The 21,264-nt window shown below is 66.0% G+C and carries 24 protein-coding genes and 1 tRNA gene; 8 read left to right on the top strand and 17 right to left on the bottom strand.

Annotated elements, in window-relative coordinates; all coding sequences use genetic code 11:
• Position 1 precedes the first annotated feature (1 nt).
• The gene (locus ACFWCF_RS11300; RefSeq protein WP_378560961.1) at positions 2-1,507 is read right to left on the bottom strand and encodes a trehalose-6-phosphate synthase; all 1,506 of its coding nucleotides are present in this window, start codon (positions 1,505-1,507) and stop codon (positions 2-4) included.
• 31 nt (positions 1,508-1,538) lie between these two features.
• A complete protein-coding gene (locus ACFWCF_RS11295; RefSeq protein WP_378488935.1) occupies positions 1,539-1,706 on the bottom strand; it encodes a hypothetical protein in 168 nt (55 codons plus the stop codon).
• Between the two features lie 205 nt (positions 1,707-1,911).
• On the opposite strand from ACFWCF_RS11295, the gene ACFWCF_RS11290 reads away from it, so the two are divergent.
• The 3 genes from ACFWCF_RS11290 (at position 1,912) to ACFWCF_RS11280 (ending at position 4,564) form a co-directional block, all read left to right on the top strand.
• Positions 1,912-2,712, top strand: a complete 801-nt coding sequence (locus ACFWCF_RS11290) for an alpha/beta fold hydrolase (protein WP_378560958.1) — start codon at positions 1,912-1,914, stop codon at positions 2,710-2,712.
• Positions 2,713-2,939: 227 nt separating this feature from the next.
• Positions 2,940-4,328 carry a lysine N(6)-hydroxylase/L-ornithine N(5)-oxygenase family protein gene (locus ACFWCF_RS11285; protein ID WP_378560955.1) on the top strand — a complete coding sequence of 463 codons (1,389 nt, stop codon included), beginning with the start codon at positions 2,940-2,942 and terminating at the stop codon, positions 4,326-4,328.
• Positions 4,325-4,564, top strand: coding sequence for an MbtH family protein (locus tag ACFWCF_RS11280; RefSeq protein WP_378488932.1), 240 nt, complete (start codon positions 4,325-4,327; stop codon positions 4,562-4,564). Before ACFWCF_RS11285 ends, ACFWCF_RS11280 begins: the two co-directional genes overlap by 4 nt.
• A gap of 9 nt (positions 4,565-4,573) precedes the next feature.
• Here ACFWCF_RS11280 and ACFWCF_RS11275 read toward each other — a convergent pair whose 3' ends face one another.
• Positions 4,574-6,196 carry a threonine/serine exporter ThrE family protein gene (locus ACFWCF_RS11275; protein WP_378488931.1) on the bottom strand — a complete coding sequence of 541 codons (1,623 nt, stop codon included), beginning with the start codon at positions 6,194-6,196 and terminating at the stop codon, positions 4,574-4,576.
• Positions 6,197-6,318: 122 nt separating this feature from the next.
• On the opposite strand from ACFWCF_RS11275, the gene ACFWCF_RS11270 reads away from it, so the two are divergent.
• Positions 6,319-6,393: transfer RNA gene (locus ACFWCF_RS11270), tRNA-Thr, on the top strand.
• A 737-nt stretch (positions 6,394-7,130) separates the two neighbouring features.
• Here the strand turns inward: ACFWCF_RS11270 and ACFWCF_RS11265 are convergent.
• The gene (locus ACFWCF_RS11265; protein WP_378560952.1) at positions 7,131-8,132 is read right to left on the bottom strand and encodes a hypothetical protein; all 1,002 of its coding nucleotides are present in this window, start codon (positions 8,130-8,132) and stop codon (positions 7,131-7,133) included.
• A gap of 377 nt (positions 8,133-8,509) precedes the next feature.
• A complete protein-coding gene (locus ACFWCF_RS11260; protein WP_378488913.1) occupies positions 8,510-8,740 on the bottom strand; it encodes a hypothetical protein in 231 nt (76 codons plus the stop codon).
• Positions 8,741-9,143: 403 nt separating this feature from the next.
• On the opposite strand from ACFWCF_RS11260, the gene ACFWCF_RS11255 reads away from it, so the two are divergent.
• Genes ACFWCF_RS11255 through ACFWCF_RS11245 form a run of 3 tightly spaced genes read left to right on the top strand, consistent with a single transcriptional unit; the run spans position 9,144 to position 13,092 of the window.
• A complete protein-coding gene (locus ACFWCF_RS11255; protein WP_378561464.1) occupies positions 9,144-10,067 on the top strand; it encodes a tyrosine-type recombinase/integrase in 924 nt (307 codons plus the stop codon).
• A complete protein-coding gene (locus ACFWCF_RS11250) occupies positions 10,064-12,568 on the top strand; it encodes a tyrosine-type recombinase/integrase (protein WP_378560949.1) in 2,505 nt (834 codons plus the stop codon). The genes ACFWCF_RS11255 and ACFWCF_RS11250 overlap by 4 nt, the downstream gene beginning before the upstream one ends.
• 2 nt (positions 12,569-12,570) lie before the next feature.
• Positions 12,571-13,092, top strand: coding sequence for a DUF6262 family protein (locus ACFWCF_RS11245; protein WP_378488910.1), 522 nt, complete (start codon positions 12,571-12,573; stop codon positions 13,090-13,092).
• A 243-nt stretch (positions 13,093-13,335) separates the two neighbouring features.
• Here ACFWCF_RS11245 and ACFWCF_RS11240 read toward each other — a convergent pair whose 3' ends face one another.
• The 7 genes from ACFWCF_RS11240 to ACFWCF_RS11210 form a co-directional block, all read right to left on the bottom strand.
• Positions 13,336-13,605: an ATP-binding protein gene (locus ACFWCF_RS11240; RefSeq protein ID WP_378489115.1), complete on the bottom strand. Its 270-nt coding sequence runs from the start codon at positions 13,603-13,605 to the stop codon at positions 13,336-13,338.
• A complete protein-coding gene (locus ACFWCF_RS11235; RefSeq protein ID WP_378489131.1) occupies positions 13,583-13,819 on the bottom strand; it encodes a hypothetical protein in 237 nt (78 codons plus the stop codon). Before ACFWCF_RS11235 ends, ACFWCF_RS11240 begins: the two co-directional genes overlap by 23 nt.
• Positions 13,820-14,125: 306 nt before the next feature.
• Positions 14,126-14,539, bottom strand: coding sequence for a DUF302 domain-containing protein (locus ACFWCF_RS11230; RefSeq protein WP_378488909.1), 414 nt, complete (start codon positions 14,537-14,539; stop codon positions 14,126-14,128).
• A gap of 34 nt (positions 14,540-14,573) precedes the next feature.
• Entirely contained in the window at positions 14,574-14,843 is a 270-nt protein-coding gene (locus tag ACFWCF_RS11225; protein WP_378488908.1) for a metal-sensitive transcriptional regulator, read from the bottom strand.
• 564 nt (positions 14,844-15,407) lie between these two features.
• On the bottom strand, positions 15,408-15,551 hold the full coding sequence (locus tag ACFWCF_RS11220; protein ID WP_378488907.1) for a hypothetical protein: 144 nt from the start codon (positions 15,549-15,551) through the stop codon (positions 15,408-15,410).
• A gap of 103 nt (positions 15,552-15,654) precedes the next feature.
• Positions 15,655-16,473: a cytochrome c biogenesis CcdA family protein gene (locus ACFWCF_RS11215; protein ID WP_378488906.1), complete on the bottom strand. Its 819-nt coding sequence runs from the start codon at positions 16,471-16,473 to the stop codon at positions 15,655-15,657.
• The gene (locus ACFWCF_RS11210) at positions 16,470-17,180 is read right to left on the bottom strand and encodes a DsbA family protein (RefSeq protein WP_378560946.1); all 711 of its coding nucleotides are present in this window, start codon (positions 17,178-17,180) and stop codon (positions 16,470-16,472) included. Before ACFWCF_RS11210 ends, ACFWCF_RS11215 begins: the two co-directional genes overlap by 4 nt.
• Positions 17,181-17,303: 123 nt before the next feature.
• On the opposite strand from ACFWCF_RS11210, the gene ACFWCF_RS11205 reads away from it, so the two are divergent.
• Complete coding sequence (locus tag ACFWCF_RS11205) at positions 17,304-17,804, top strand: hypothetical protein (RefSeq protein WP_378488904.1); 501 nt, start codon at positions 17,304-17,306, stop codon at positions 17,802-17,804.
• Here the strand turns inward: ACFWCF_RS11205 and ACFWCF_RS11200 are convergent.
• The 5 genes from ACFWCF_RS11200 to ACFWCF_RS11180 all read right to left on the bottom strand — a co-directional run bounded on the left by ACFWCF_RS11200 (position 17,794) and on the right by ACFWCF_RS11180 (position 21,103).
• Positions 17,794-18,735, bottom strand: coding sequence for a M56 family metallopeptidase (locus ACFWCF_RS11200; RefSeq protein ID WP_378488903.1), 942 nt, complete (start codon positions 18,733-18,735; stop codon positions 17,794-17,796). The two genes, ACFWCF_RS11205 and ACFWCF_RS11200, sit on opposite strands and share 11 nt — an antisense overlap.
• Positions 18,732-19,109: a BlaI/MecI/CopY family transcriptional regulator gene (locus ACFWCF_RS11195; RefSeq protein ID WP_378561461.1), complete on the bottom strand. Its 378-nt coding sequence runs from the start codon at positions 19,107-19,109 to the stop codon at positions 18,732-18,734. The genes ACFWCF_RS11200 and ACFWCF_RS11195 overlap by 4 nt, the downstream gene beginning before the upstream one ends.
• 131 nt (positions 19,110-19,240) lie before the next feature.
• Positions 19,241-19,555, bottom strand: a complete 315-nt coding sequence (locus ACFWCF_RS11190) for a rhodanese-like domain-containing protein (protein WP_378560943.1) — start codon at positions 19,553-19,555, stop codon at positions 19,241-19,243.
• Positions 19,556-19,622: 67 nt separating this feature from the next.
• Positions 19,623-20,501, bottom strand: coding sequence for a sulfite exporter TauE/SafE family protein (locus tag ACFWCF_RS11185; protein ID WP_378560940.1), 879 nt, complete (start codon positions 20,499-20,501; stop codon positions 19,623-19,625).
• Positions 20,489-21,103, bottom strand: a complete 615-nt coding sequence (locus ACFWCF_RS11180) for a rhodanese-like domain-containing protein (protein ID WP_378560937.1) — start codon at positions 21,101-21,103, stop codon at positions 20,489-20,491. The genes ACFWCF_RS11185 and ACFWCF_RS11180 overlap by 13 nt, the downstream gene beginning before the upstream one ends.
• Positions 21,104-21,264: the final 161 nt, after the last annotated feature.

Below are 21,264 nucleotides of genomic sequence, written 5' to 3'. Positions count from 1 at the left end.
GTCAGTTCGGCTCGCCTGCCTCCCCGGGTGCGATCAGCGCCGGTCCGGCGGCCCCCTCGTGTGCGAGCGCGTCGAGGAACGCGCGAGCCCATCGATCCACGTCGTGGGTGAGCACCTGACGGCGGAGGGCCCGCATCCGCTTGCGGCCTTCCTCGCGGGTCTGTGTCAGTGCGGCTTCGAGCTTGTCCTTGACGTCTTCGAGGTCGTGCGGGTTGCACTGGTATGCCTGTTTCAATTCCTCGGCGGCACCGGTGAATTCGCTGAGAACCAGCGCTCCGCCCAGGTCGCTGCGACACGCCACGTATTCCTTGGCGACGAGGTTCATGCCGTCGCGCAGGGGAGTCACGAGCATCGCGTCGGCTGCGACGAAGAACGCGATCAGGTCTTCGCGGGGGACCGGGCGGTGGATGTAGTGCACGACGGGGCGGCCGACTTCGGCATACTCGCCGTTGATGCGGCTGACGACCATCTCGATCTCGCCGCGCATCTGCACGTACGACTCGACGCGTTCACGGCTCGGTGTCGCGAGTTGCACCATCACCGTATCCGCGGGGTCGACGCGACCTTCGGCGATGAGCTCCCGAAGTGCGTCGAGCCGGATGTCGATGCCCTTGGTGTAATCGAGCCGGTCGACGCCCAGCAGGATCTTCGTCGGGTTGCCGAGTTCCTTGCGGATGGCCTTGGCACGCGCCCGGATTTCCTTGCTTCGAGACTGCTCGTCCAACGTTCCGGACGCGATCGAGATCGGGAACGCTCCCACCCTCACGGTGCGGAACCCGACCTGCACGACACCGAGTTTGGACCGCACACCGACCGTCCCGCGGGACGTCTGGTGTCCGGCGAGGCGACGGGCGAGGTAGAGGAAGTTCGTGGCGCCGCCCGCGAGATGGAAGCCGATGAGGTCGGCGCCGAGCAGGCCCTCGACGATCTCGGTGCGCCACGGCATCTGCATGAACAGCTCGACCGGCGGGAACGGGATGTGGAGGAAGAACCCGATGGTGAGGTCGGGCCGCAGCATGCGGAGCATCTTCGGCACCAGCTGGAGCTGGTAGTCCTGGATCCACACCGTCGCGCCCTGCGCGGAGGCCTTCGCCGTGGCTTCGGCGAATCGCCGGTTCACTTCGACGTAGGAGTTCCACCATTCGCGCCGGTACTCCGGGCGCACGATGACATCGTGATAAAGCGGCCACAGGGTCGCGTTCGAGAAGCCTTCGTAGTAGTCGGAGATCTCGTCTGCACTGAGTGGTACGGGGTGCAGGACCATGTCGTCTTCGACGATGGGGTCGATGTCCGCGTCTGCGACACCCGCCCAGCCGACCCATGCGCCGCGGTTGCTGCGCAGGATCGGCTCGAGCGCGGTGACGAGACCGCCGGGACTGCGCTTCCAGCGTGTCGTGCCGTCCGGTAGGCGTTCGAGGTCGACCGGGAGGCGGTTCGCCACGACCACGAAATCCGATTCGGTGAACGTGTCGGAATCTTGGCGTGGTATCGCCTCGCCAGTCGTCACATCGTGTCCTCTCCGCCTGTGGTTTGTGTGATCAGTGCTTGTCGACGGGGGCGATGCCGAGCATCGACAGGAGCATGCGGCACTCATCCGCATCCTCGGCGTATGCGGCGACGACGCGCTGCGCCTGGCGTGCGGTTTCGTCGGCGAGGGGTTCGAGATCCTCGTCCGCGATGTCTTTCGCCGTGGGTTCCGCGGCCATGATTATCCTCCCGGGGTGACTGCTGTGAGCAGGCGCTCTACCTGACTCTATGAGAATTGGACACCTCGACGCCACCCGCCTTCCGCTGGACCGAGTTCGGTACCTGGACCGGGCGGGGCGATGACCCACCACGGTACGGTGTATCGGGAGTTGCGCCACCGCGTCGACGCGTGGCGCTGTTCGCTATTCGCCGAGGAAGGTTTTCATGCCCATCGCCACGATCAACGGAATCCCACTGAACTACCAGGTCAAGGGTTCCGGCGACCTGGTCGTCCTGATCATGGGAACCGGCAGCCCCGGCCGTGTGTGGGATCTGCATCAGGTTCCTGCGCTGGTGAAGGAGGGGTACCGCGTCGCGACGTTCGACAATCGCGGTATCGCACCGTCGGGGGAGAGCCTCGGCGGTATCACCATCGAGGACATGGTGAAGGACACCGCGGGTCTGATCGAGTTGCTCGGAGGGCCGGCGCACGTCGTCGGGACGTCGATGGGTTCGCGCGTTGCGCAGGAACTCACACTGGCCCGGCCGGATCTCGTGCGAAAGGCCGTGTTCCTCGCGGGGCATGCTCGGATGGATCACTTCCAGATCACGCTGACCGAAGGTGAGCGTCAGCTGTACGACAGTGGAGTGGAACTGCCCGCGAAGTACAAGGCCGCGCTCACCGCGGTGATGAACCTGTCGCCTGCGTCGCTGGCCGACGAGAACACCGCCCGCGACTGGCTCGACGTGTTCGAATTCAGTGGTGGTCGCGCATCCCCGGGTGTGCGAGCCCAGCTGGGGATGGATCGCGAATTCGATCGCCGTGCTGCCTACCGGGCGGTGCGTGTGCCGTGTCTGTCGGTCGGTTTCGCCGACGACCGGATGATTCCGTCGTACCTGTCGCGTGAGGTCGCCGATGCGATTCCGAATGCTCGGTACGAGGAGATTCCGGACGCCGGCCATTACGGGTACCTCGAGCGTCCGGAGGCTGTGAACAAGCTCCTTTTGGACTTCCTGGCCGACTAGAAGCGGCAGTAGAACGCGTGGCAAGCGCGGCGGAATCCCTATGGGGTTCCGCCGCGCTCGTGCATTTCCGGGCATTTCGGGATCGGTCGGGATGTGTCCGATCGGAGGTCCCCACGGAGCGGACTTCGCTTGGTACGCTCCCCGAACCAAGGTTAGCCTGAGCTTTGTTCAGGGGGTTGAGGCGAGCCGGCTGCGGGCATCTTGCCCCCGACAACGGAAGTTGAGTGATGATCGACCGATCCAGCACATTCACCGGTCAATCGGAGGTGCAGGGCGACCCGCACGGGGAGGTCTTCGACCTCGTCGGTATCGGTTTCGGACCTGCGAACCTGGCGTTGGCCATCGCGATCGAGGAACACAACGAAACCTCTCCGCGCGACGAGGTTCGCGCGTGTTTCTTCGAGCGTCGTACCGAGTTCGCATGGCATCCCGGAATGCTCCTCGAAGGCTCCACCATGCAGATCGCGTTCCCCAAGGATCTGGTCACCTTCCGCAATCCGACCAGCAGCTACAGCTTCTTCTCCTACCTTCATGAGCACGACCGGCTCGTCGACTTCGTCAATCATCAGACGTTCTTTCCTACCCGGCTCGAGTTCCAGGATTACCTGCAATGGGCTGCTCGACGGGTCACTGCCGAGGTTCGCTACGACTCAGGCATCGTGTCCGTCGAGCCGCTGCGCAACGCGCGGGGAACCGCGGACCTGTTCGCGATCCGTGCTGCCGACGGAAGCGTCGTGCATGCTCGGACGGTCGTGATGGGTGTCGGCCTGCGGGCCCGCGTTCCGGAGTGGGCGAGCGAGTCGTCGCGCTGCTTCCACAACCACGACTTCCTGTTCCACCTCGAGGAGATGCCTGCGCCGGTCCACCAGCGATTCGTCGTGGTCGGTGCCGGTCAGAGTGCTGCAGAAGTGGTGCAGTACCTGCACACCAACTACCCGCAGGCCGAAGTCCACAACGTCTTCGGCCGGTTCGGTTACAGCCCCGCCGACGACAGCCCGTATGCCAACCGGATCTTCGACCCCGAAGTGGTCGACGAACTGCACGGAGCCCCGATCGAGGAGCGCGAACGTCTCCTCGCGCTGCACAAGGGCACCAACTACGCGGTCGTGGCGCCCGAACTGATCGAAGCGTTGTACGCAGCCGAATACCGGGAGCGGGTGCGTGGGCCGCGCCGCCTGTTCATGCGTCGTGCATCCGAGGTGGTCGCGGCCACGGAGACCGCTGCGGGCATGGAAGTGGAAATTCGTAACAACCTGGACGGCGTGTCCGACACACTGAAGTGCGACGCCGTCGTCCTCGCGACCGGCTTCGAGCCGACGCAGCTCGGCTCGGTGCTCGGAGATCTCGCGTGGGATACCCCGGTGCCGCCGGTGGCGCGCGACTACCGTCTGGAGTTGCCGGACGACGTCGCAGCCGACATGTACCTGCTGGGAGGGACGGAGAAGACTCACGGTTTGACCGCGTCGCTATTGTCGAATGCGGCGGTTCGGGCGGGAGAGGTCCTCTCCTCGGTCCTCGAGCGCCGGTTGCGGGAGCAATCGGTGGAACACGCAGGGATCGGCGAGCTTGGTAGAATACCGAACCAGCACACCTACGCAACAAGTGAGGCGAGATGAGCACGAATCCATTTGACGACGAAGACGGCCGCTTCTACGTTCTCGTGAACGACGAGGAGCAGTACTCGCTGTGGCCGACCTTCGCCGAGGTCCCGCAGGGGTGGCGGGTGGTATTCGGCGAAGAGTCGCGCGCCGCATGCGTCGAGTACGTCGAGCAGAACTGGACCGATATGCGTCCCAAGAGCTTGCGCGACGCGATGGAGGCCGACCAGAAGGCCCGCCAGGGTAGCGCCTAGGAACTTCTTCTACATTCGACGAGAGTCACGCAGCCGACGAAATCGCTGCGTGACTCTCGTCTTTTGTGTAGGCATCGGTGCGGTGGAGAGCGGTGACGTCGGAAGCGGTCCTGTGCCGTCGAACATGGGTAGGGCCCCGGTGGTGCCGTCGATGACCGGTATCGGTCCGGTCGTTGCGGTGGCGCTGGGGCGATCCTCTGCTTCTTCCCTGGCCGTCCGCGACCCGGTCCGACGCATCTGCGGCCGGCGCAACCCGCTCGCTGCGGCGCCGAGGAGAAAACGAGGATGACGTGTCGTGCGGGCGAGCCACTCACCCAGGGTCACCCCCGCGGCGAGGGCGCACCCGATGCCGAACGCCGAGAACAGCGCCGTCATGCCGCTGGTGACCTCGTTGCGCAGCATCGCGTACAGACCCCGGTACAGGGCCAGACCCGGCAGCAGGGGAGTGATACCGGCAACCGCGACGACCAGCGGCGGGATCAGAGCGCGGCGAGCCATCAGACCACCCGCGAAGCCGATCACCGTCGCGGCTGTTGCCGACGAGACGATCGGACCGAGGCTCAGCCCCAGCGACAACTGGTAGACGAGGGCACCGGCGGCGCCGGCAAGTGCCGCCACCGTCAGTGCCCGGCGCTCCGCATAACAGGCCAGGGCGTAGAACAGGGCGGCCGCGGCACCCGCAGTGACCTTCGTAGGCAACTGAGCCAGATCGGGTAGCGCAGCGTAGGTGATGAGGGGAAGCTCGGCTCCGAACACTTCGGCGATGCGCAGCGTCGTCGCCACGCCCGCGATGATCCCGCCGGTCATCATCAGCAACTCGAAGAACCGCGCAGATGCGGTGATCGGTGCGCCCGTGATGGCGTCCTGCACCGAGCCGACCAGAGAGAGGCCGGACAGCAGCACCGTGACGCCCGCCGCGATGATCAGTCCCGGCGAAATCTCGAAACCGAGCGTTTCGCGGAACCCGTACAAGGTGATTGCGGGGGCCGTCGCGATGATGCCGCCCATCACGTGCTGGAAGAAGAACGGCAACCCTGCACCGTTGAGAAGCCGGTTGGCGCGGTCGATGACGAACGTCGACCCGAAGGCCACCAATGCGACGAGGAACCCGCCGCCGAGCAACACGGAGATCGCCGCGGCCATGCCCGACCATGCGACCGTGGCGACCCAACGGTTGTAGGGGTGAGGCGCTGTGGTGAGCGCCATGAGTTCTTCGTGGGCCTGCGCCGGAGAGATCGCGTCGCGTCGGATTCTTCGAGTGAGGCGATCGACCGCGGCCAGACGCGTGAAGTCCATCGACCGGTACTGCACCACGCGCATGCTGCTCGCCGGAGGCATCGTCTGTCCGCGATAGGCCGACAGCACGATCGAGTTGTATGTGACGTCGACGTCGCACTGGGCCAGTCCGTACGTCGCGGCGACGAACCGTACCTGTTCGGCGGTATCGATCGCGCCGGTGCCCGCGGCGAGCAGAACTTCACCCACGCGGACTGCGACATCGAGGGCTTCGGCGACCACTGCGTCGTCCGTCAGGTCGATCGGCTGGAGCGGCGCGGGTGCGGCGGTGACCGCGTCGATGGTCGCGCGGCGCTTCCCGAAGATCAGATTCGCGGCGTCATTGAGGATGTTCACCGGCGACCGTCCACAGCGAACTCGTGGCAGGCAAGGGTGAAACGCATGGGACCCACGGTAGCCACACAGGGTGGATGTGCGCGGCGAGTGTGACGCACTATATGATGGGCCGCGCTCGAGATGCCTCCTTAGCTCAGTGGTAGAGCACTCGCCTTGTAAGCGAGCGGTCGTCAGTTCAATCCTGACAGGGGGCTCCAGTGACGGGGCTCTGACCAGCCGAAATGGTGGTCAGGGTCCCGTCTTTTGCTATCCAGGTCCCGTGACGGGCTGCGCCTCACCTCATGCGTGGTGTGAGTTACGAGTTCACGAGTTGGCTGGCTCGTTGGAAGGTAACGTCGAGGATCGCACCGATATCGCGGACGGGGACGTTACGTTCGGCCAGGTCGTGGGCGAGCGCTTTGGCGTCAGCAAGGGCGCGGGCTCGAGGCGCAAAGCCTCGGCACGGTGGCTGCGGACGGTGCCCGGACGTCTCTACGGGCACGGGAACGCTCTGCGGTGGGGGATTCGGCTGGTCGCTGTGCACGAGACCGGAGGCTACCGGTCTGCTCCGACACCTCTGCGCGAGGAAAACGTCCTCACCAGGAGGTTTGGGGGAGACGGTGCGATAATGACAATTTTCGTCGGTCACGCCGCGCATACCAGGAGTGACAAACCCCCAGGTCACGAAAAAGCGCCCGATTTATCCTATTTCTTGGTTTCTATGCCACTCGAAGGGCGACGTGAGACTTCCCTGAGACTCTGCACGAAAATTTCAGTGGTGCGACCTGCGGTTTCGTCAGTGCATGTCAGTGGCTCTCGTCACGAGAATGTCAGTGGCCGCGGAGAGAGTCCGTCCCGGGGATGTCAGTGCGGTGAGCTGGGGTTTCCCTCCGTGGTAGTGGGCTTCCACTCGATGTTGGTAGGGGCCCGGTCCGACCAGGCTGGACGGGCGGGATCAGCACACGGCGTCGGGGAACATCCCGGGAAGGTTGAGGACGGCGGTGCTGTGGAGCCAGCCGTCGCGCCACGGGTGCAGGGCCGGCAGCATCAGCCCGCACATGCGGGCGGTGCGGTGCAGTCCGCCGTCCCTGCCGATCGCCTCGGCGAACAACCGATCAGCGGGTCCGGTGCGTGTTTCTTGGAAGACGACGGCGGCGTGCAGCAACGGTCTCGCCGGTGGTGGGATCACCCACACACCCAGGTCGGCCGGGTGACCGGCACCGCGGGTACCGGTGAAGATGATCGTGTCCCCGGTGACGGCGCACCGCTGAAGAAACGTCAGCTCCCGATAGGCGGCGCCGGTGAACAACACGGTGGCCAGCGCGGCGGCGTGCGCCGGGTTCGCGACGTGGGCCCGGATCCGGGCGATGACCTGCTCAGTGATCGGGGTGGTGCTCAGGCCCACCCCGACCATGTGGTTCAGGTTCGGCGGCAACGTCAGCGTCAGACCGTGCCGTTCGAACGCAGCCCGGGCACCGCGGAGCCGGATGAGGGTGTGGGTGCGGCCGGGACTGTCGGCCACGAGATCACCGAGGAGTCGGCAGAGGCCGACGGTGGCATGCCAACGGCGGGCCCGACCGTGCGGGATCGTGCCGTAGAGGGTGCGTAGGTGGGAGCGCTGCGCGGGCAGGTAGGCGAGCATCCGCTGCGCCAGATCGGGGGACCGGCCGCAGGTGGTCAACCGCCTGCCGGTCGTCTCGGCAGCGTGATGGTAGATGGCGGCGACGCGGGTGTAGTCGGCGCGCGAGAGTACGGCGGCCGCGTCGAGGAGGAAAGTAGCGCAGTCGCTGTCGGGCACTGCGGGCAGTTCCGTCGTGTCCGTCGGCGGGCGGGTGTCGCGTCGCGGGGGAGCGAGACGGTCTGTGACGGCGGTCAGGTCGTCGGTGATGTGGTGGCGCACCCCGGCCGGCATCTCGAGGCGGGAGGTGAGCGGGTCGCGGCAGTGCCAGACGAGCACGAGGTGCAGCCCGGTCGTGGCGTAGCCGAAGCAGCCGGGTGTGCTGAGCGGTCGACAGTCGGTGGGCGCGCAGCACGATCAGGTGCCGGATGCCGTCGCCGTGGACCCATGCGGTCACCGCCCGCCACGCCGAGTCCGGGCCGGTCGCTCCTGCTGCCCCCGCTCGGTCGAGCGAGTGCCCCAGCGCGAGCAGCAGGTCGTGGGCCAGCATGACCGCGGTCGACATCCCGGGGGTGGGGTGCAGGGTCACCACCGCGGACGCAGGGTCGTGGGCCCGCAGCAGGGTGTGGGTCAGGTGTGCGTCGTCGTCCCGGTCGAGCAGCACGGTGACCGGGGTGAGAGCGGCGGCGTGGGCACCAGTGGGCGGGGACGTCGCGTCACCCGCTGCGGCCGGCCATCTTCGCGAACACCGAGCCGAGCACCTCGCGGTCGACACAGTCGCGGTCGAGGCGCTGCAGTGCACGGACGGTGTGCGCGGTGAGCTTGGCCCAGGACCGGAAGTTGCCGTGCCCGGCGTGCGCATCGGCGAAGGAGAGGACGTCCGGATCGATGTGCTCCCACACCGGGTGGAACGCCGGAATCACCCGGAGTATCTGTTCCGGGGTCATCCGACGGAATTCCTGCCACACGTACACCCGGCTCGAGAGCATCGTTCTCTGGGGGAACTGGACCCGTGGCGTGATGTCGTGTCGCTGACACTCCGGAGGGGTTTTGCGTCGGTTCTCTGGGGCGTGTAGCTCTGTGGCTCCGTAACGATCGAGAACGGAGAACGGAGTGGTGGTGCGAGCATTTTTGGTGAGGATGCCGTCGGGTGGCCGGTACTGGACGGTGATCGATGAGAACTATGAGGTGGAGCCGGTTGCCGACCGGTACTTGAGAGAGCTGCGGTTCGGGCGGGATCGGGCCGAGTCGACAACGAAGGCCTACGCCGAGAGTGTGTCGCTCTACCTGCGCTGGTGCGCGAGCACGAATCGGGAATGGCGCACTGCAGCACAGGAGTTCGGCTTGTTCATGGTGTGGCTGAAATACACTCCGGCCCGCGGTGGTGGGTGGGTGGTGATGGGGCCCGGGGCCGCACCGGTCCGCACGGAGTCGCGGATCAACAAGATTCTCGTGGCGACACGCGGCTTTTTGGTGTTCGCGGTGACGGCCAGGGAGGCACCGGGCGAAGTGATGGATCAGCTCTTCGAGATCGGTGACACCCGAGACCTGCCGACGGTGGCTCAGGGCGAGGCGAGTCGGCTGCGGTATCGGCTGCGCGCTCGCCACAGCCTGCATGAGCCCGAGACCAGGGTGGACCGCGCCAGCGACGCCGAGATCGTCGCGTTGTTCCGGGTCTGCCACTCAGCCAGGGACCGGCTGATCGTGCTGATGCTGTCGCGCGCCGGTCTGCGCCGCGGTGAAGCCGTTGGCCTGCGCCGCAGCGATCTGCACCTGCTGCCGGACAACACAGTCCACGACTGCCGGCTCCAGGGCGCGCACCTGCACGTGATCCGCCGAGACAACCCCAACGGCGCCTGGGCGAAATCGCGCCACAACCGGGCGGTTCCGCTGGACTTCCTCACCGTCCGGGCGATCGACCTCTACCTGATCGAACGCGACGCACTGTCCGCGGCCGCAGACTGCGACTTTCTTCTGGTCAACTTGTTCCGCGAGCCCCTGGGCGCACCCATGCCACCGGATGCGCTGAACGAACTGTTCGAGGCACTCAGCCGGCGAGCAGGGTTGCCTCGGTCGATTTCGCCGCATCAAGGGCGGCATGGCTTCGCCAGCAACCTCGCCGATTCCGGGGCGATGCTCGATGAGATCCAGATGCTGTTGGGGCACGCGAGCCCCACATCCGCCCAACCGTACCTGCATCCCTCGTCGGACCGATTACGCGCCGCGGTCGAGCGGGTGCCGTCTGCCCGGGGACTGCTCGAGGGACTCCGGTGACCGCGCGCAACGTGATCGCTGCCGCTGCGGTCCGCGACGACACCGATGAGATCACCGCAGAGTTGTGGGCTGCGCTCTCGCCGGAGCTACTCGAGCTGGTGAACTGGTCCGACGAACGCCGAGTGCTCAGATTTCCGCAACACCACCCGGTTCTGGGCTGGCGGGGTTGCGCAGTAGTGAACTGCGATCAGAGGGGTATGAGCCGCCATGGTTTCTGCAGCATGTGTCACCAGCGCTGGATGGCGGCAGGCCAACCACCACCCGAGGGGTTCAGTGCCGTCGAACGAGCGCAGGTTCGTCGACTGCGGGTGCAGCCGTGTTCTGTTGCCGGCTGCCGGCGTCCGTGGAAGACCGCGACAGCCGCAGTCTGCGACACGCACCACTATCAGCAACGATTCGTCCTCCAGCTGCCGTTGGCGGAGTTTCTGCACCATCCCCAGGTCGTCGGACTGCCGTCGTTCGGCCCCTGTGAGGTTGCAGCGTGCACGCGGGACAGGACCGGCACAGGCCCGTATTGCCACCTGCACATGCAGCGCATACGCGCACTGCGGAAGCAGGGCAAGATCCGCACCGGCGAATGGGACGAGCAGCACTGGCGTCGGACCCAGGGCGGGATCGCCGCCGATGGCGAGATCAGTGTGCGCGGCCTGCCCGATCGAATGATCGCCGAGTTGCTGTTCGGCCTGCAGCACCGGATCGCCCAGGGCGCGAAGACCACTGCCTCCACGCTCCGCAGCATCGGCGATGCCGCGCGACGGCTGGAATGCGGAAGTCTCGAAGAACTGGACCCGACGGCGGTAGGGGAGGGCGCAGCAAAGGTGCTCCGAGCAACGCTGCTGGCCTTGCATCGTCACCGCAGTCACCCGCACACAGAAAGACTCAAAAACGAGTGGGACGCAGTCATTTTCGGTTGCTCAGGGGGAACAGTGCGCTTCACAGGTCTCGCGCAACGATGGCTTCGCGAGGCGGCGAAAGCCTGGGCCCTCGACGATCTGCCGCGTCGCCGCGGATCCGGTGTCGCGGGCACCTGCCAGGCCAAGATCAACAGCCTGGTGCAGTTGTCGGAGAGCTTGCACCTGCAACGCCAGGACCACGGTGCCGATCCATCGGTCCTGAGCCGAACCGACATCACGGACTGTCTGAACCGGCTGGCGTTCTTGCAGAGGGAGGGGACCATCAGCGCTTACCAGCGACTGAACACGGTGCGGAATCTGCGCCGAATCCTGGAGCGGATGCGCACACTCGGCTTGACCCGCCCCGATCAACCACTGCACAGGCTTCCCGACGACTTCGCGGTCACCGTCCACGACTTTCCCGATGACCCCGAGGACACCGAGGCCGGCAAGGATCTGCCGGTCGAGGTCATGCGACACCTCTGCCAACACTTGGACCTGCTCGAGGCGATGGCCAACCGAGAAACCCGGGTCGGCGTCGAGTTGTTGATCGACACGGGGCGCCGGCCCGACGAAATCTGCCGGCTCGCACTCGATTGTCTCGAACGAGACGAGCAAGGAAGACCGGTCCTCGTCTATGACAACGTCAAATCCCACCGCCTGGGACGCCGCCTTCCCATCCACGAAACCACGGCCGAGTTGATCGAAGGCCAGCAGCAACGAGTCCGGCATCGCTACCCGACCGAGCCGATGGATCGGCTGAAGCTGCTGCCCTCACCGATCAAGAACCCGCACGGCGGGAAACCGCTGACCGGCGACACCATCTCCACCCGGCATCGCGAATGGGTCGATGCTCTCCCGGACATCCTGGTACCCAGCACCGACCACGTCGAGGGCAAGCCGACCAACAGGATGCTGCCGTTCGACAAGAAGAAGATCTTTCCCTATGTGTACCGGCATTCTTTCGCCCAGCGTCACGCTGACGCCGGCGTCGCAGTCGATGTCCTGATGGAACTGATGTCCCATCGCCAGATGACCACCACTCAGGGCTATTACCGCGTCGGGGACAAACGCCGCAGGGATGCCGTCGACCGAGTCACCACGATGCAGTTCGACCGGCACGGCAACCGCCTCTGGCGCGACGCCAGGGCACTACTGGACTCCGAGCACCTGCGCCGCGCCGTCGGCGAGGTCGCCGTTCCCTACGGCACCTGCAGCGAACCCGGCAACGTCACCGCCGGCGGCGGCGAGTGCCCGGTCCGGTTCCGTTGCGTCGGTTGCGCGCATTTCTCCACGGACGTGTCCTACCTGCCGGACCTGGAGGCATATCTGGCCGATCTGCTGCGCAGCCGGGAACGGCTGCACGCCGCGTTCGCCGCCGATGACTGGGCCAAGGCCGAGGCCATGCCGTCGGACGAGGAAATCACCCGCATCCGTCGCCTGCTCTCCGGCATCAAGGACGATGTCGATGAGCTGTCCGCCGAGGACCGCGCCCAGATCACCGAAGCTGTCAGTGTTGTGCGCCGCGCCCGCAACACCGTCGTCGGGCTCGGGTTACCGCGGGTCCGACAGTCTCTTCCCGATGTTCGCCCGGACAGGACTGACTGAGCATGACCAACACCATGATCCAAGGCCGGAAAGCCGACTCCGCACGACGACGGAAGCGAGTGACCGAGGCACTGAACACCGCTCACGAGGACGGCCGCGAGATCAGCGTCTCAGCGATCGCTCGCGCCGCAGGGGTCGACCGCAGCTTTCTCTATCGGCATCCGGACCTGCTCGCCCAGATCCACACCGCCCAAACCAGCCCGCCGCCGCCCGACGGGACCGCGGCGTCGGTGACGATGGCGTCGCTGCGGGCCGACGTGGCCAACGCCCAGGCCCGCATCGCGCGCCTGGCCGGACGCAACAAGCAGCTCGAGAAACGACTGTCCGAGCTGCTGGGCCACGACGCCTGGCGTGAGTCCGGACTCGGACCCCCGGTCGCGGTCGACCAGGTGCAGCGGCAGATCGTGGCCCTGGAACAGCAGATCGTCGAGCTGCGCGCTCAGCTGGAAGAACGCGATCAGGAGCTCGACGCAGCCCGGGCCACGAACCGGGAACTGATCGCCAGAATGAACAAACCGCACTGACAAGGAAGCTGGTGGGTGTTCCCGCGCGGGTCCCAGCAGAAGTCGGACATCCGCGTCGCACCACGTGGTCGGCGAAGGTCGACGTGCAACAAGGATTCTCCCCGATGGTCATCGGGTCCGCTGGATTCCCGGCGCTGCGGGCATCCTGCAGCCCGGGCCTTCCCGGCCGCTCTCGGGCACCCGCCAGTGATGCCACACCGACACCGCACACACCAGTTCGTGCACCACACCTGTCGTGATCTGTTACAGTTTGCCCGAGAGCCTCTGAGCTGCACAAACGTCTTCAGATCCGACATTCCTTCCGGGTTTCCCCCAGAGAAGCATCGGCTCCCGGGAGAGCACGTGGTAGCAGTCCCCGCCACCGACGAATACGATCGCGATGTCGGTGCGCCGGTCGTCCCACAGATGCCGCCAGTACTCGAAACACTCCCGCGACATCCACTGCGCCTCATCGCAGACCAGCACCCGGAACCGTTCGGCCAGCACGCTTTTAAGTGTCTGGTCGAACTCGATGGGCCGCAGTGGCGGTACCCCGGCGACACCGAGCGCATCGAAGGGGCCGCGCCCGGAACTGCACCCGGCATACCGTGTCCGCAGCGAGTTCGCGCAGTGAGGCGTTGACCGAGAACGTCTTTCCCACCCCGGCATCGCCGTGCACGCACATCATCGCCTTGGCGTCGATGACGTCGGCGATGTTGTCGCGGGTCAACATCAGCGCGTCGGTCACGACGGGAGGCGGCGCAGCTCCCGTACTCGGCTGCAGTCTGCGCGATCACGATCGCCGTCGGGTGGGACAGTCGATCGGCGTGGTGGGCGCCTCACCTTCCGCCGCCGCGCCCGCCTTGTGTCCCGACTCGAACCGTTGGTTCGGGGCCAGGATTTGTTCGCCAGGATGGTGATCCGGCCAGGACGGTCCGCGCCGCGGATCATGCCGTGAACGGGCGTGGTCGCGACGGTTCACGAACCGGGTCGACCTGCTGCGTCTGGTGCACAAACCGGCACCATGGATCGTCCCACCGAAGTGTCGAGGGCATCAGTTCTGTGCTGTATCTGCTTTCAGGGAGTCGATGGCGGCCTGCAACGCGGTGGTTGCGTCGTCGGCGACCTCCGCGAGTCCCGGCCGATCGGCGACCTGAACCATCATCTGCGGGTTCATCGCGTCGACCACCACCGTTCCGGGGGACTCGGGATCGGTGCGGACCACGACGTTGCAGGGGAGCAGGAGTCCGATCTGCCGGTCCACGGTCACCGCGCGATGTGCCAGTGGCGGATTGCAGGCGCCGAGGATGACGTAGTCCTCCATGTCCTCGCCGAGCTTCGCTTTCAGGGTGGCCTTCATGTCGATCTCGGTTAGAACGCCGAATCCCTGTTCCGACAGTGCTTTGCGGGTGCGCTCGATTGCGTCGGCGAACGAAGTGCGCAGGGTGGTCGAGAGTGCGAGTGTCATGAGTGTCCTGCTTTCTCTGCGGAGGGGGTGGGGGTCAAGCGAGAGCGAGGAAGAGCTTCTCGAGCTCGCTCTCGGCCATTTGTTCCTTGCCGTCCTGGGCCGTTCCGGTGAGGCATTCCCGTAGACCGCTCGCTATAATCTTGAATCCGGCGCGGTCCAGGGCACGCGAGACTGCGGCGAGCTGGGTCACGACATCTTTGCAATCGCGGCCCTGTTCGATCATCGTGATCACTCCGCCGAGCTGCCCCTGTGCGCGGCGCAGCCGGTTGAGTACCGAAGCGATGCTGTCTTCGTCGCCGACCATGGCACGTCCTTTCCTGGTTGTGTCGACCAGTGTACCCCCGGGGGTATCTTTCCTGGGTGTGAATTGTGCGACCGGACCTGCCTCGGCCGACGATGTGTGTGGCACCCACACGTGCGGACGCAAAGCCTGTCGGCCGGCAGGCTTCGGCTCCGCCGATGAGGCCGAGTTCGCGGGCGCAGTCGAATTCGTTGTTGACGGGAGCGACGATGCGTTCGGCCGCATCGATCATCGATGCGGCGATCGACGAGCGGTAGCCGGATGTGTAGTGCTCCCAGACCTCTCCCTCCGGGGGACCCCGTCGAGACGGCCGCAGTTCGTGCTGTGCGCTGCTGACGGAGCCGTCGAAGGCGGCGGTGATCGCCCAGTCGATGCTCGTGCCTCTCAGGCGCGAGATCAGGCCCGCGAGGCCGGTCGGCAGTGCACGGTCCGGAAGCAACCCCACGGCACTGCCCGCAAAGGTGGCCCGGAATGCCGGTGGCGGCAAAGATGCCTGCCAGACCTCACTCGACCTGGTGGACGCGCACTTTCTGCAGCGCCCCACTGCTGATGCCACGCCGACGACGGTCAGTGGGATCGAGATGGCCTGTCCATGAGCAGGATCAGGCAGAAGACTCGCGCCGGGACCGCAGGGTTCGATCTCCCTCCACCGAGCAGGATGAGCAGCACGCCGATGACGGCGCCGAAGCCGAGCGTGAGCGCAAACGTCATTTCGATCCTTTCCGTCGGGATGCTCTGGCAGTTGTACCCCGGACGGGCACGGTCGACCCAGTGTCGATGTCGTTCGCGCACCGGCACGGAACCGATCTCGGCTCTACCGTCGTTGCCGAACCACGCGGACTGCGACAGCAGCGAACGCGCCGAGCGCGGCGATCAGGAGTATCCCGGGACCAGGCATGTCTGCGACCCATCGTCCGAGTTCGACCTGCAGGTCGAACTGCTCGTCGACGCCCATCAGGCTGGTCAGATTTGCTGTCCCGTCGGTGACGAGGAACAGCACGCCGATGCCGACGAACAGCAGCCCCGAGATCAGCGAGGTGGTATGAGTTCGCAATGGGCCCAGCACAACGGGACGTCCTCGCAGCCAGGTGCGCTTGTGCAGATCGAACCGTTTCCACACGACGGCGAGTGCGAACAACGGCAGTGCCATGCCGAGGGCGTAAACGGCCATCAGCGTCGCACCGTGGAGTGGGTGACCGCCGGCGACCGCAATGGTCAGCACGCTCCCGAGCAGGGGGCCGGAGCAGAATCCCGCGAATCCGTACACGGCTCCGAGCACGAACACCGACAGGGCGCCGGAGCCGGTAAGCGAGTTCGCTGCTCGCTGCGCCGATTTCGACGCGAAACCTCCGCCGACAACGGTCATGATGCCGAGGCCGATGAGCACGATGCCGCTGACCAGGGTGATCCAGGCGCGATGCTGAGTCAGGAGCGCACCGATCAATCCCAGTCCGGCTCCCAGGGGCGTGAGCACCGCGGCCAATCCGGCAAAGAAGAGTGCGGTGCGTGTCGCCAGGCGTCCCATGCCGTCGAAGGCATACGCAAAGAACGAGGGCAGCAGAAGGGCCGAACATGGACTGAGGAGGGAGAGAACGCCGCCGAGCAGGGCTCCGAGCAGACCGATCTCGGTCACTCTTCCGACCCGGCTGCTGCCTCGATGACCTGTTCGAAGACCCCGATCGGTTGTGCGCCAAGGACCGGGGTGCCGTTGATCACGAACGACGGCGTGCTCGATACGCCAATAGTGTTCGCCTCGAGCATGTCGGCGTAGATGTCCTGGTCCACGGACGGGCCGGCGGCCTGCTGGTCGAACCGACCCAGGTCGGGAACTCCGGCCGTCGCCGCGAAACCGCGCAGTGCCTCCGCGGTCAGGTCGGGATGTCCGCGATCGGGAGAGGCTGCATACAGGGCCGTCGCGTACTCCCAGAACCTCCCTTGTGCGGCAGCGGCGCGGCCGGCGCGGGCCGCAGCCATCGACTGCTCGCCGAAGATCGGAAGGTCGCGCCATTCGATGCGCAGAATGCCCTCGTCGACGTACTTGTCGATCAAGGCCGGTTCGGTGTCCCGGCTGAACTTGGCGCAGAACGGGCAGCGGTAGTCGGAGTACGCGACCATCACTACGGGAGCGTCCACGGAGCCGATCGCCAACGGGTCACCGTCGATGCGTCGGGACATGTCTCCGACCGGCCCGATCTGTGGAGTCGATGCAGGTTTGACTGTCTCGTCTGCGCCAGTGCGGTCGACGACGAGAAACGCGAACAGCACCGCCACGACGACGCCGAGAGCGCCGAGTAGCCACAGGTCTCGGCGTGAACGGGCGGATTGCTTCGTCGGGGTCATGCGTTCCTCCACGGTCGGTCGTCCCGGGGTGGGGCGATCACCCCGATCTACTAAGCCAGATAGTAGCTCGAGCTACTATCTGGCTTAGTAGATCGAGCCCCTTCCCTTCGACAAGGATCAGATGTGACAACCCCACGCGTAGATCGGCGCACGCGCGATCATCCTGCAGTACAGCAGATTCCGGATCGGGTCACGGCGGTGTTCCGGGCCGCTGCAGCAGGGGTGGTCACGGTCCTGCTCGTCGGCATACCGACCGACATCCTCGCGAACCCGTGGTTCGGCCGGGAGATTCCGGTGCGGTGGTGGGAGTATCCGGTGCTGGGAGCGACGGTGGTACTGACCGCCTTGTGGTTCGGTGTGCAGAACTCTCGCTCCGACGGGCCACGGGCGGCAACACCCGCTGCCGGCGTGATGTTGACCGTGTTCGCTGTGGGCTGTCCGATCTGCAACAAACTAGTGCTCGTCACGATCGGCGCGTCCGGAGCGCTCGGATGGTGGGCCCCGCTACAACCGATCCTCGCCATCGTCTCGCTGGCACTTCTCGCCGGCGCGGTTCTCTACCGGTGGCGCCAACGTCCCTGCGGCAACTCCTGTGAATCTCCGAGCGTGGCGATCACACCGTGAGGCAGGACGCGGTCACGATCCCGACGACGGAAACTCCAGTGATCAAGGCGGGAAAAGCGGAATAAGCCAACGCGAAAGGCCGGGTGAGCACGCAGTGGGGGAGACCGGAGCGACGAGCGGGAGCCAGCCACCGGAGCCGCGCTTCGAGAAAGCCGCCGGATGCTTCGTCGCGGACTGCCGCCTCGTGGGTCCGGGAGCACTGGAGCAACGAGTCTCGAACCGCCTCGTGGCCACAGGAATACGCGGCCCGGCGATCCGCTGCCAATTCGACAAGCACCCGCATCCGCAGCCCGCCCTGCCGGCACAACGGAACGAAAGGCAATGCGCTGCTCAAAGCACGACTGATCGCCACGAGCATGTGGTGGTGTCCGTGGATGTGCGCGTATTCGTGGTCGAGTACTGCTCGGCGTGCGGTCGGGTCTAGTGCCTTGAGCCCTTCGGTGGCGACGACGGTGCCGTCGCGGCCACCGATGCTGTATGCGGCGCAGGCTGCATCCCGCAGCCAGATCACTTCGCCGTCGGCGTCGGCCCGGCTCTCACCGAGAATGCGGACAAGGTTGAGATGAGCGGCGGTCTCGCGACGATGCCTGCGGTAAGAACGCGAGACCACTACGAGTATCCGTGTCAGGACTGCCCCGGCGACGACCCACAGTCCAGTCTCAAGATAGGGCAGCCACGGTAACAGTCCGTCCTCCCGTGCCGTTCGTACACACGCCACGGGCAAGGGCAGCCGGTCCAGCTGCAAGCCGGGCTTCGTGGCCACCGCCAGTGGTCCACCGGCCAGTGCGGCGACGAAGAGCACCTGCGTCGATATCCATGCGGTGAGCGCACCACGTGGATCCCGACCGGGGACAGTCAGACGCGCAAGCCACCGTGGCGCTGCGAAGCCGAGCACGAGCGCTGCCACGAACAGAGCTGTGGCAACGATCACGAGAGCGGTTTTCTACGGGTACGGTTCGTGGTCCGCCGCGCGGCTCGGCGCAGGATCCGGGATTCGTCTTCGGTCGCAGAACTGGCGAAATGCAGCATGACCTGCTCGGCGTTGCCCGAGGTTCGGAGCACCTGACGGAGAAGCTCCGCGGCGGTCTCCTCGCGGCTGCGGGTTGCCCGGTAGCCGTAACCCCGGCCGAGCCGGTTCCGCTTGACCATGTCCTTGGTGTGCAGATTGTCGAGGACCGTCATCACCGTCGTATAGGCCAGGGACCGTTCGGGCTCGAGCCGCGACAGCACATCGCGCACGCGAAGGGATTCGTCGCTCTGCCACAGCACATCCATGATCGCCGATTCCAGGTCGCCCAGGCCCATCAAGTCCGTGTCACCGCTTCCGTTCACTCCCACCGCCCGGGCGCGGGCCCGGCAGGGTTCCACTCTACGGTCTGTGCACCGTCGTCGGCGACGGTGCACAGACCGTAGAGCGGGGAGTTCGGCCGCCGTTCTCAGGGAGTGGGCCCACGGCGAACCTCCCGACCCGCGGAGATCCATGCCCGGGTTCCGCCTGCCACGGACACCGCAGAGCGTCCGGCGGCTTCGAGGATCTCGGCCCCGCGCTTGCTGCGATTGCCGGACGCGCAGATCACATACACGGTGTCTCCCGGCTGGACCTCGCCCACGCGGGCACTCGGTTCCGGAAGCGGGATGGACCGGGCACCGGAGACATGGCCCTCGATGTACTCGTAGTCTTCGCGGACGTCCAGCACCGGAGCTCCGGACTCCCAGGCCCGGATAAGCGCGGCGATGTCGACTTCGTGCATGGTGACCTCCTCGATTCAGGTCTGTCTCAAAGGACCAGAAGGTAGGCGGGGGTTGTCGCTCTTCGGCTCAGCCTGCCGCGACGGAGGCGCGAGAGCCTCCCCCGAGCCGCTGGAGAGGGCAGTGCTCTCTGCGGCTGCAGACATAGGTGACGCCCGCGGCGACCATGATGAGTGCTGCCGCAGCGATCCCGACACCGGGGTGGATCTCCTGCGCGAGGATGACCGAGGACATGACCAGCACGAACCACCCGAAGCTCTTGCGCAGGGTGTCCGGATCGACCAGCGAGGTCAGGCGGCCACCGATCAGACTGCCCACCACGGCGGCGCCGGTGACCATCGCTGCCAGACGCCAATCGATCTGCACGGTGGACAGGTATCCGCCGAGCCCGGCGAAGGACTTCATGGCGATCACGATCAGCGACGTGCCGACGGCGACCGGCATCGGCAGCCCGCCCAGCAGCGCCAGGGCGGGCACGACGAGGAAGCCGCCGCCGGCGCCGACCAGGCCGGTGACCAGGCCGACGATCACGCCGTCGAGCAGGATCTTTCCCACGGGCATGACCTTGTTGCCGTCCTCGGCCACAGCCTTGTTCTTACGGCCGCGCAGCATCGCGATCGCGGTGGCGATCATCATCACGGCGAAGGCGAGCAGCAGGACGGTGCCCGGGATGAAGCGCGAGAGCAGACCGCCACCGTACGCGCCGACCATGCCGGCCAGCCCGAACAGGATTCCGGTACGCCACTGGACGCGGCCGGCGCGCGCGTGGGAGATCGCACCGACCGCGCTGGTGACACCCACGACCAGCAGGGACGTGGCGATCGCTTCCTTGGCATCCATCCCTGCGACGTATGCCAGAAGGGGGACGGTGAGAATCGAGCCTCCGCCGCCGAGCAACCCGAGAGCGACACCGACCAGGACCGCGAGAGATACGGTCAGCGCGACCATGCCATTTTCCTTTCGGCCGGGCAGGACGGGCCCCCGGCCAACTGGGTGACGACGTTCTGGAGATCGCGCGTTGCCCCGCGGTTGTAGGGCAGCTTGGACAGCAGCATGCCCATCGCGCAGGTATCCGACAGTGCCGCGAAGGTCAATCCGCCGCCGATTCCGGCAGCGAGCCACTTGAGCTTCGGTACGGCGACGCTGCCGAGCACCGAACCCAGTACGAGCGAGCCGGCAACGAGCCGGACCTGGCGTTCGAGATCCCAGCGATCGGCACCGCGGTTGACGGGAAGCCCGGCCGATTCCCAGCCGAGCATGCCGCCCTCGAGGATGTGAAGGTTGAACAATCCTGCTTCGCGCAGAGTCTGTTCGGCTTGGCCGGCACGCTGGCCGGAGCGGCACACCAGCACGACGTTCTCGTCGAGATGGGCGCAGAACTCGTCGCGATGCTCGCGCAGCAGGTCGAGGGGGACGTTGTAGGCGCCGGGGATGTGCACCGACTCGAACTCGCCCGGAGTCCGGACGTCGACGATCCGTACGTTCTTGCCGGAGTCGAGCGTCTCGCGCAACGAGTGCGAATCGACAGTACTGGCAGCGGGCTCGGTCATGGGTGGCCTTTCGGTCGGGGAAATTGGAGAGGGATGTTTGTCAACGGTGCCCCCGGGGGTATTACTCGACTATCGTAGTCATACCCCTAGGGGTATGTGCAACCGGCACGGTACGACGAGTTTCGATGCGGATGTTGATACCCAGGGGGGTACTTGACATA

The organism is Rhodococcus sp. NPDC060090, assembly GCF_042729855.1.
Classification (GTDB): Bacteria; Actinomycetota; Actinomycetes; order Mycobacteriales; family Mycobacteriaceae; genus Rhodococcus.
This window is presented reverse-complemented; position numbering and strand designations above follow the sequence as displayed.

Bases quoted from the DNA above. Each gene is read 5' to 3' on its own strand.
- ACFWCF_RS11230 (WP_378488909.1), bottom strand. From the start codon at position 14,539: ATGACACTCGCACTCTCGACCACCCTGCGCACTTCGTTCGCCGACGCA.
- ACFWCF_RS11285 (WP_378560955.1), top strand. From the start codon at position 2,940: ATGATCGACCGATCCAGCACATTCACCGGTCAATCGGAGGTGCAGGGC.
- ACFWCF_RS11210 (WP_378560946.1), bottom strand. From the start codon at position 17,180: ATGACCCCGACGAAGCAATCCGCCCGTTCACGCCGAGACCTGTGGCTA.
- ACFWCF_RS11190 (WP_378560943.1), bottom strand. From the start codon at position 19,555: ATGCACGAAGTCGACATCGCCGCGCTTATCCGGGCCTGGGAGTCCGGA.
- ACFWCF_RS11255 (WP_378561464.1), top strand. From the start codon at position 9,144: ATGGTGTGGCTGAAATACACTCCGGCCCGCGGTGGTGGGTGGGTGGTG.
- ACFWCF_RS11260 (WP_378488913.1), bottom strand. From the start codon at position 8,740: ATGACCCCGGAACAGATACTCCGGGTGATTCCGGCGTTCCACCCGGTG.
- ACFWCF_RS11225 (WP_378488908.1), bottom strand. From the start codon at position 14,843: ATGGTCGGCGACGAAGACAGCATCGCTTCGGTACTCAACCGGCTGCGC.
- ACFWCF_RS11245 (WP_378488910.1), top strand. From the start codon at position 12,571: ATGACCAACACCATGATCCAAGGCCGGAAAGCCGACTCCGCACGACGA.
- ACFWCF_RS11185 (WP_378560940.1), bottom strand. From the start codon at position 20,501: ATGGTCGCGCTGACCGTATCTCTCGCGGTCCTGGTCGGTGTCGCTCTC.
- ACFWCF_RS11290 (WP_378560958.1), top strand. From the start codon at position 1,912: ATGCCCATCGCCACGATCAACGGAATCCCACTGAACTACCAGGTCAAG.
- ACFWCF_RS11195 (WP_378561461.1), bottom strand. From the start codon at position 19,109: ATGGGCCTGGGCGACCTGGAATCGGCGATCATGGATGTGCTGTGGCAG.
- ACFWCF_RS11295 (WP_378488935.1), bottom strand. From the start codon at position 1,706: ATGGCCGCGGAACCCACGGCGAAAGACATCGCGGACGAGGATCTCGAA.
- ACFWCF_RS11280 (WP_378488932.1), top strand. From the start codon at position 4,325: ATGAGCACGAATCCATTTGACGACGAAGACGGCCGCTTCTACGTTCTC.
- ACFWCF_RS11180 (WP_378560937.1), bottom strand. From the start codon at position 21,103: ATGACCGAGCCCGCTGCCAGTACTGTCGATTCGCACTCGTTGCGCGAG.
- ACFWCF_RS11220 (WP_378488907.1), bottom strand. From the start codon at position 15,551: ATGACGTTTGCGCTCACGCTCGGCTTCGGCGCCGTCATCGGCGTGCTG.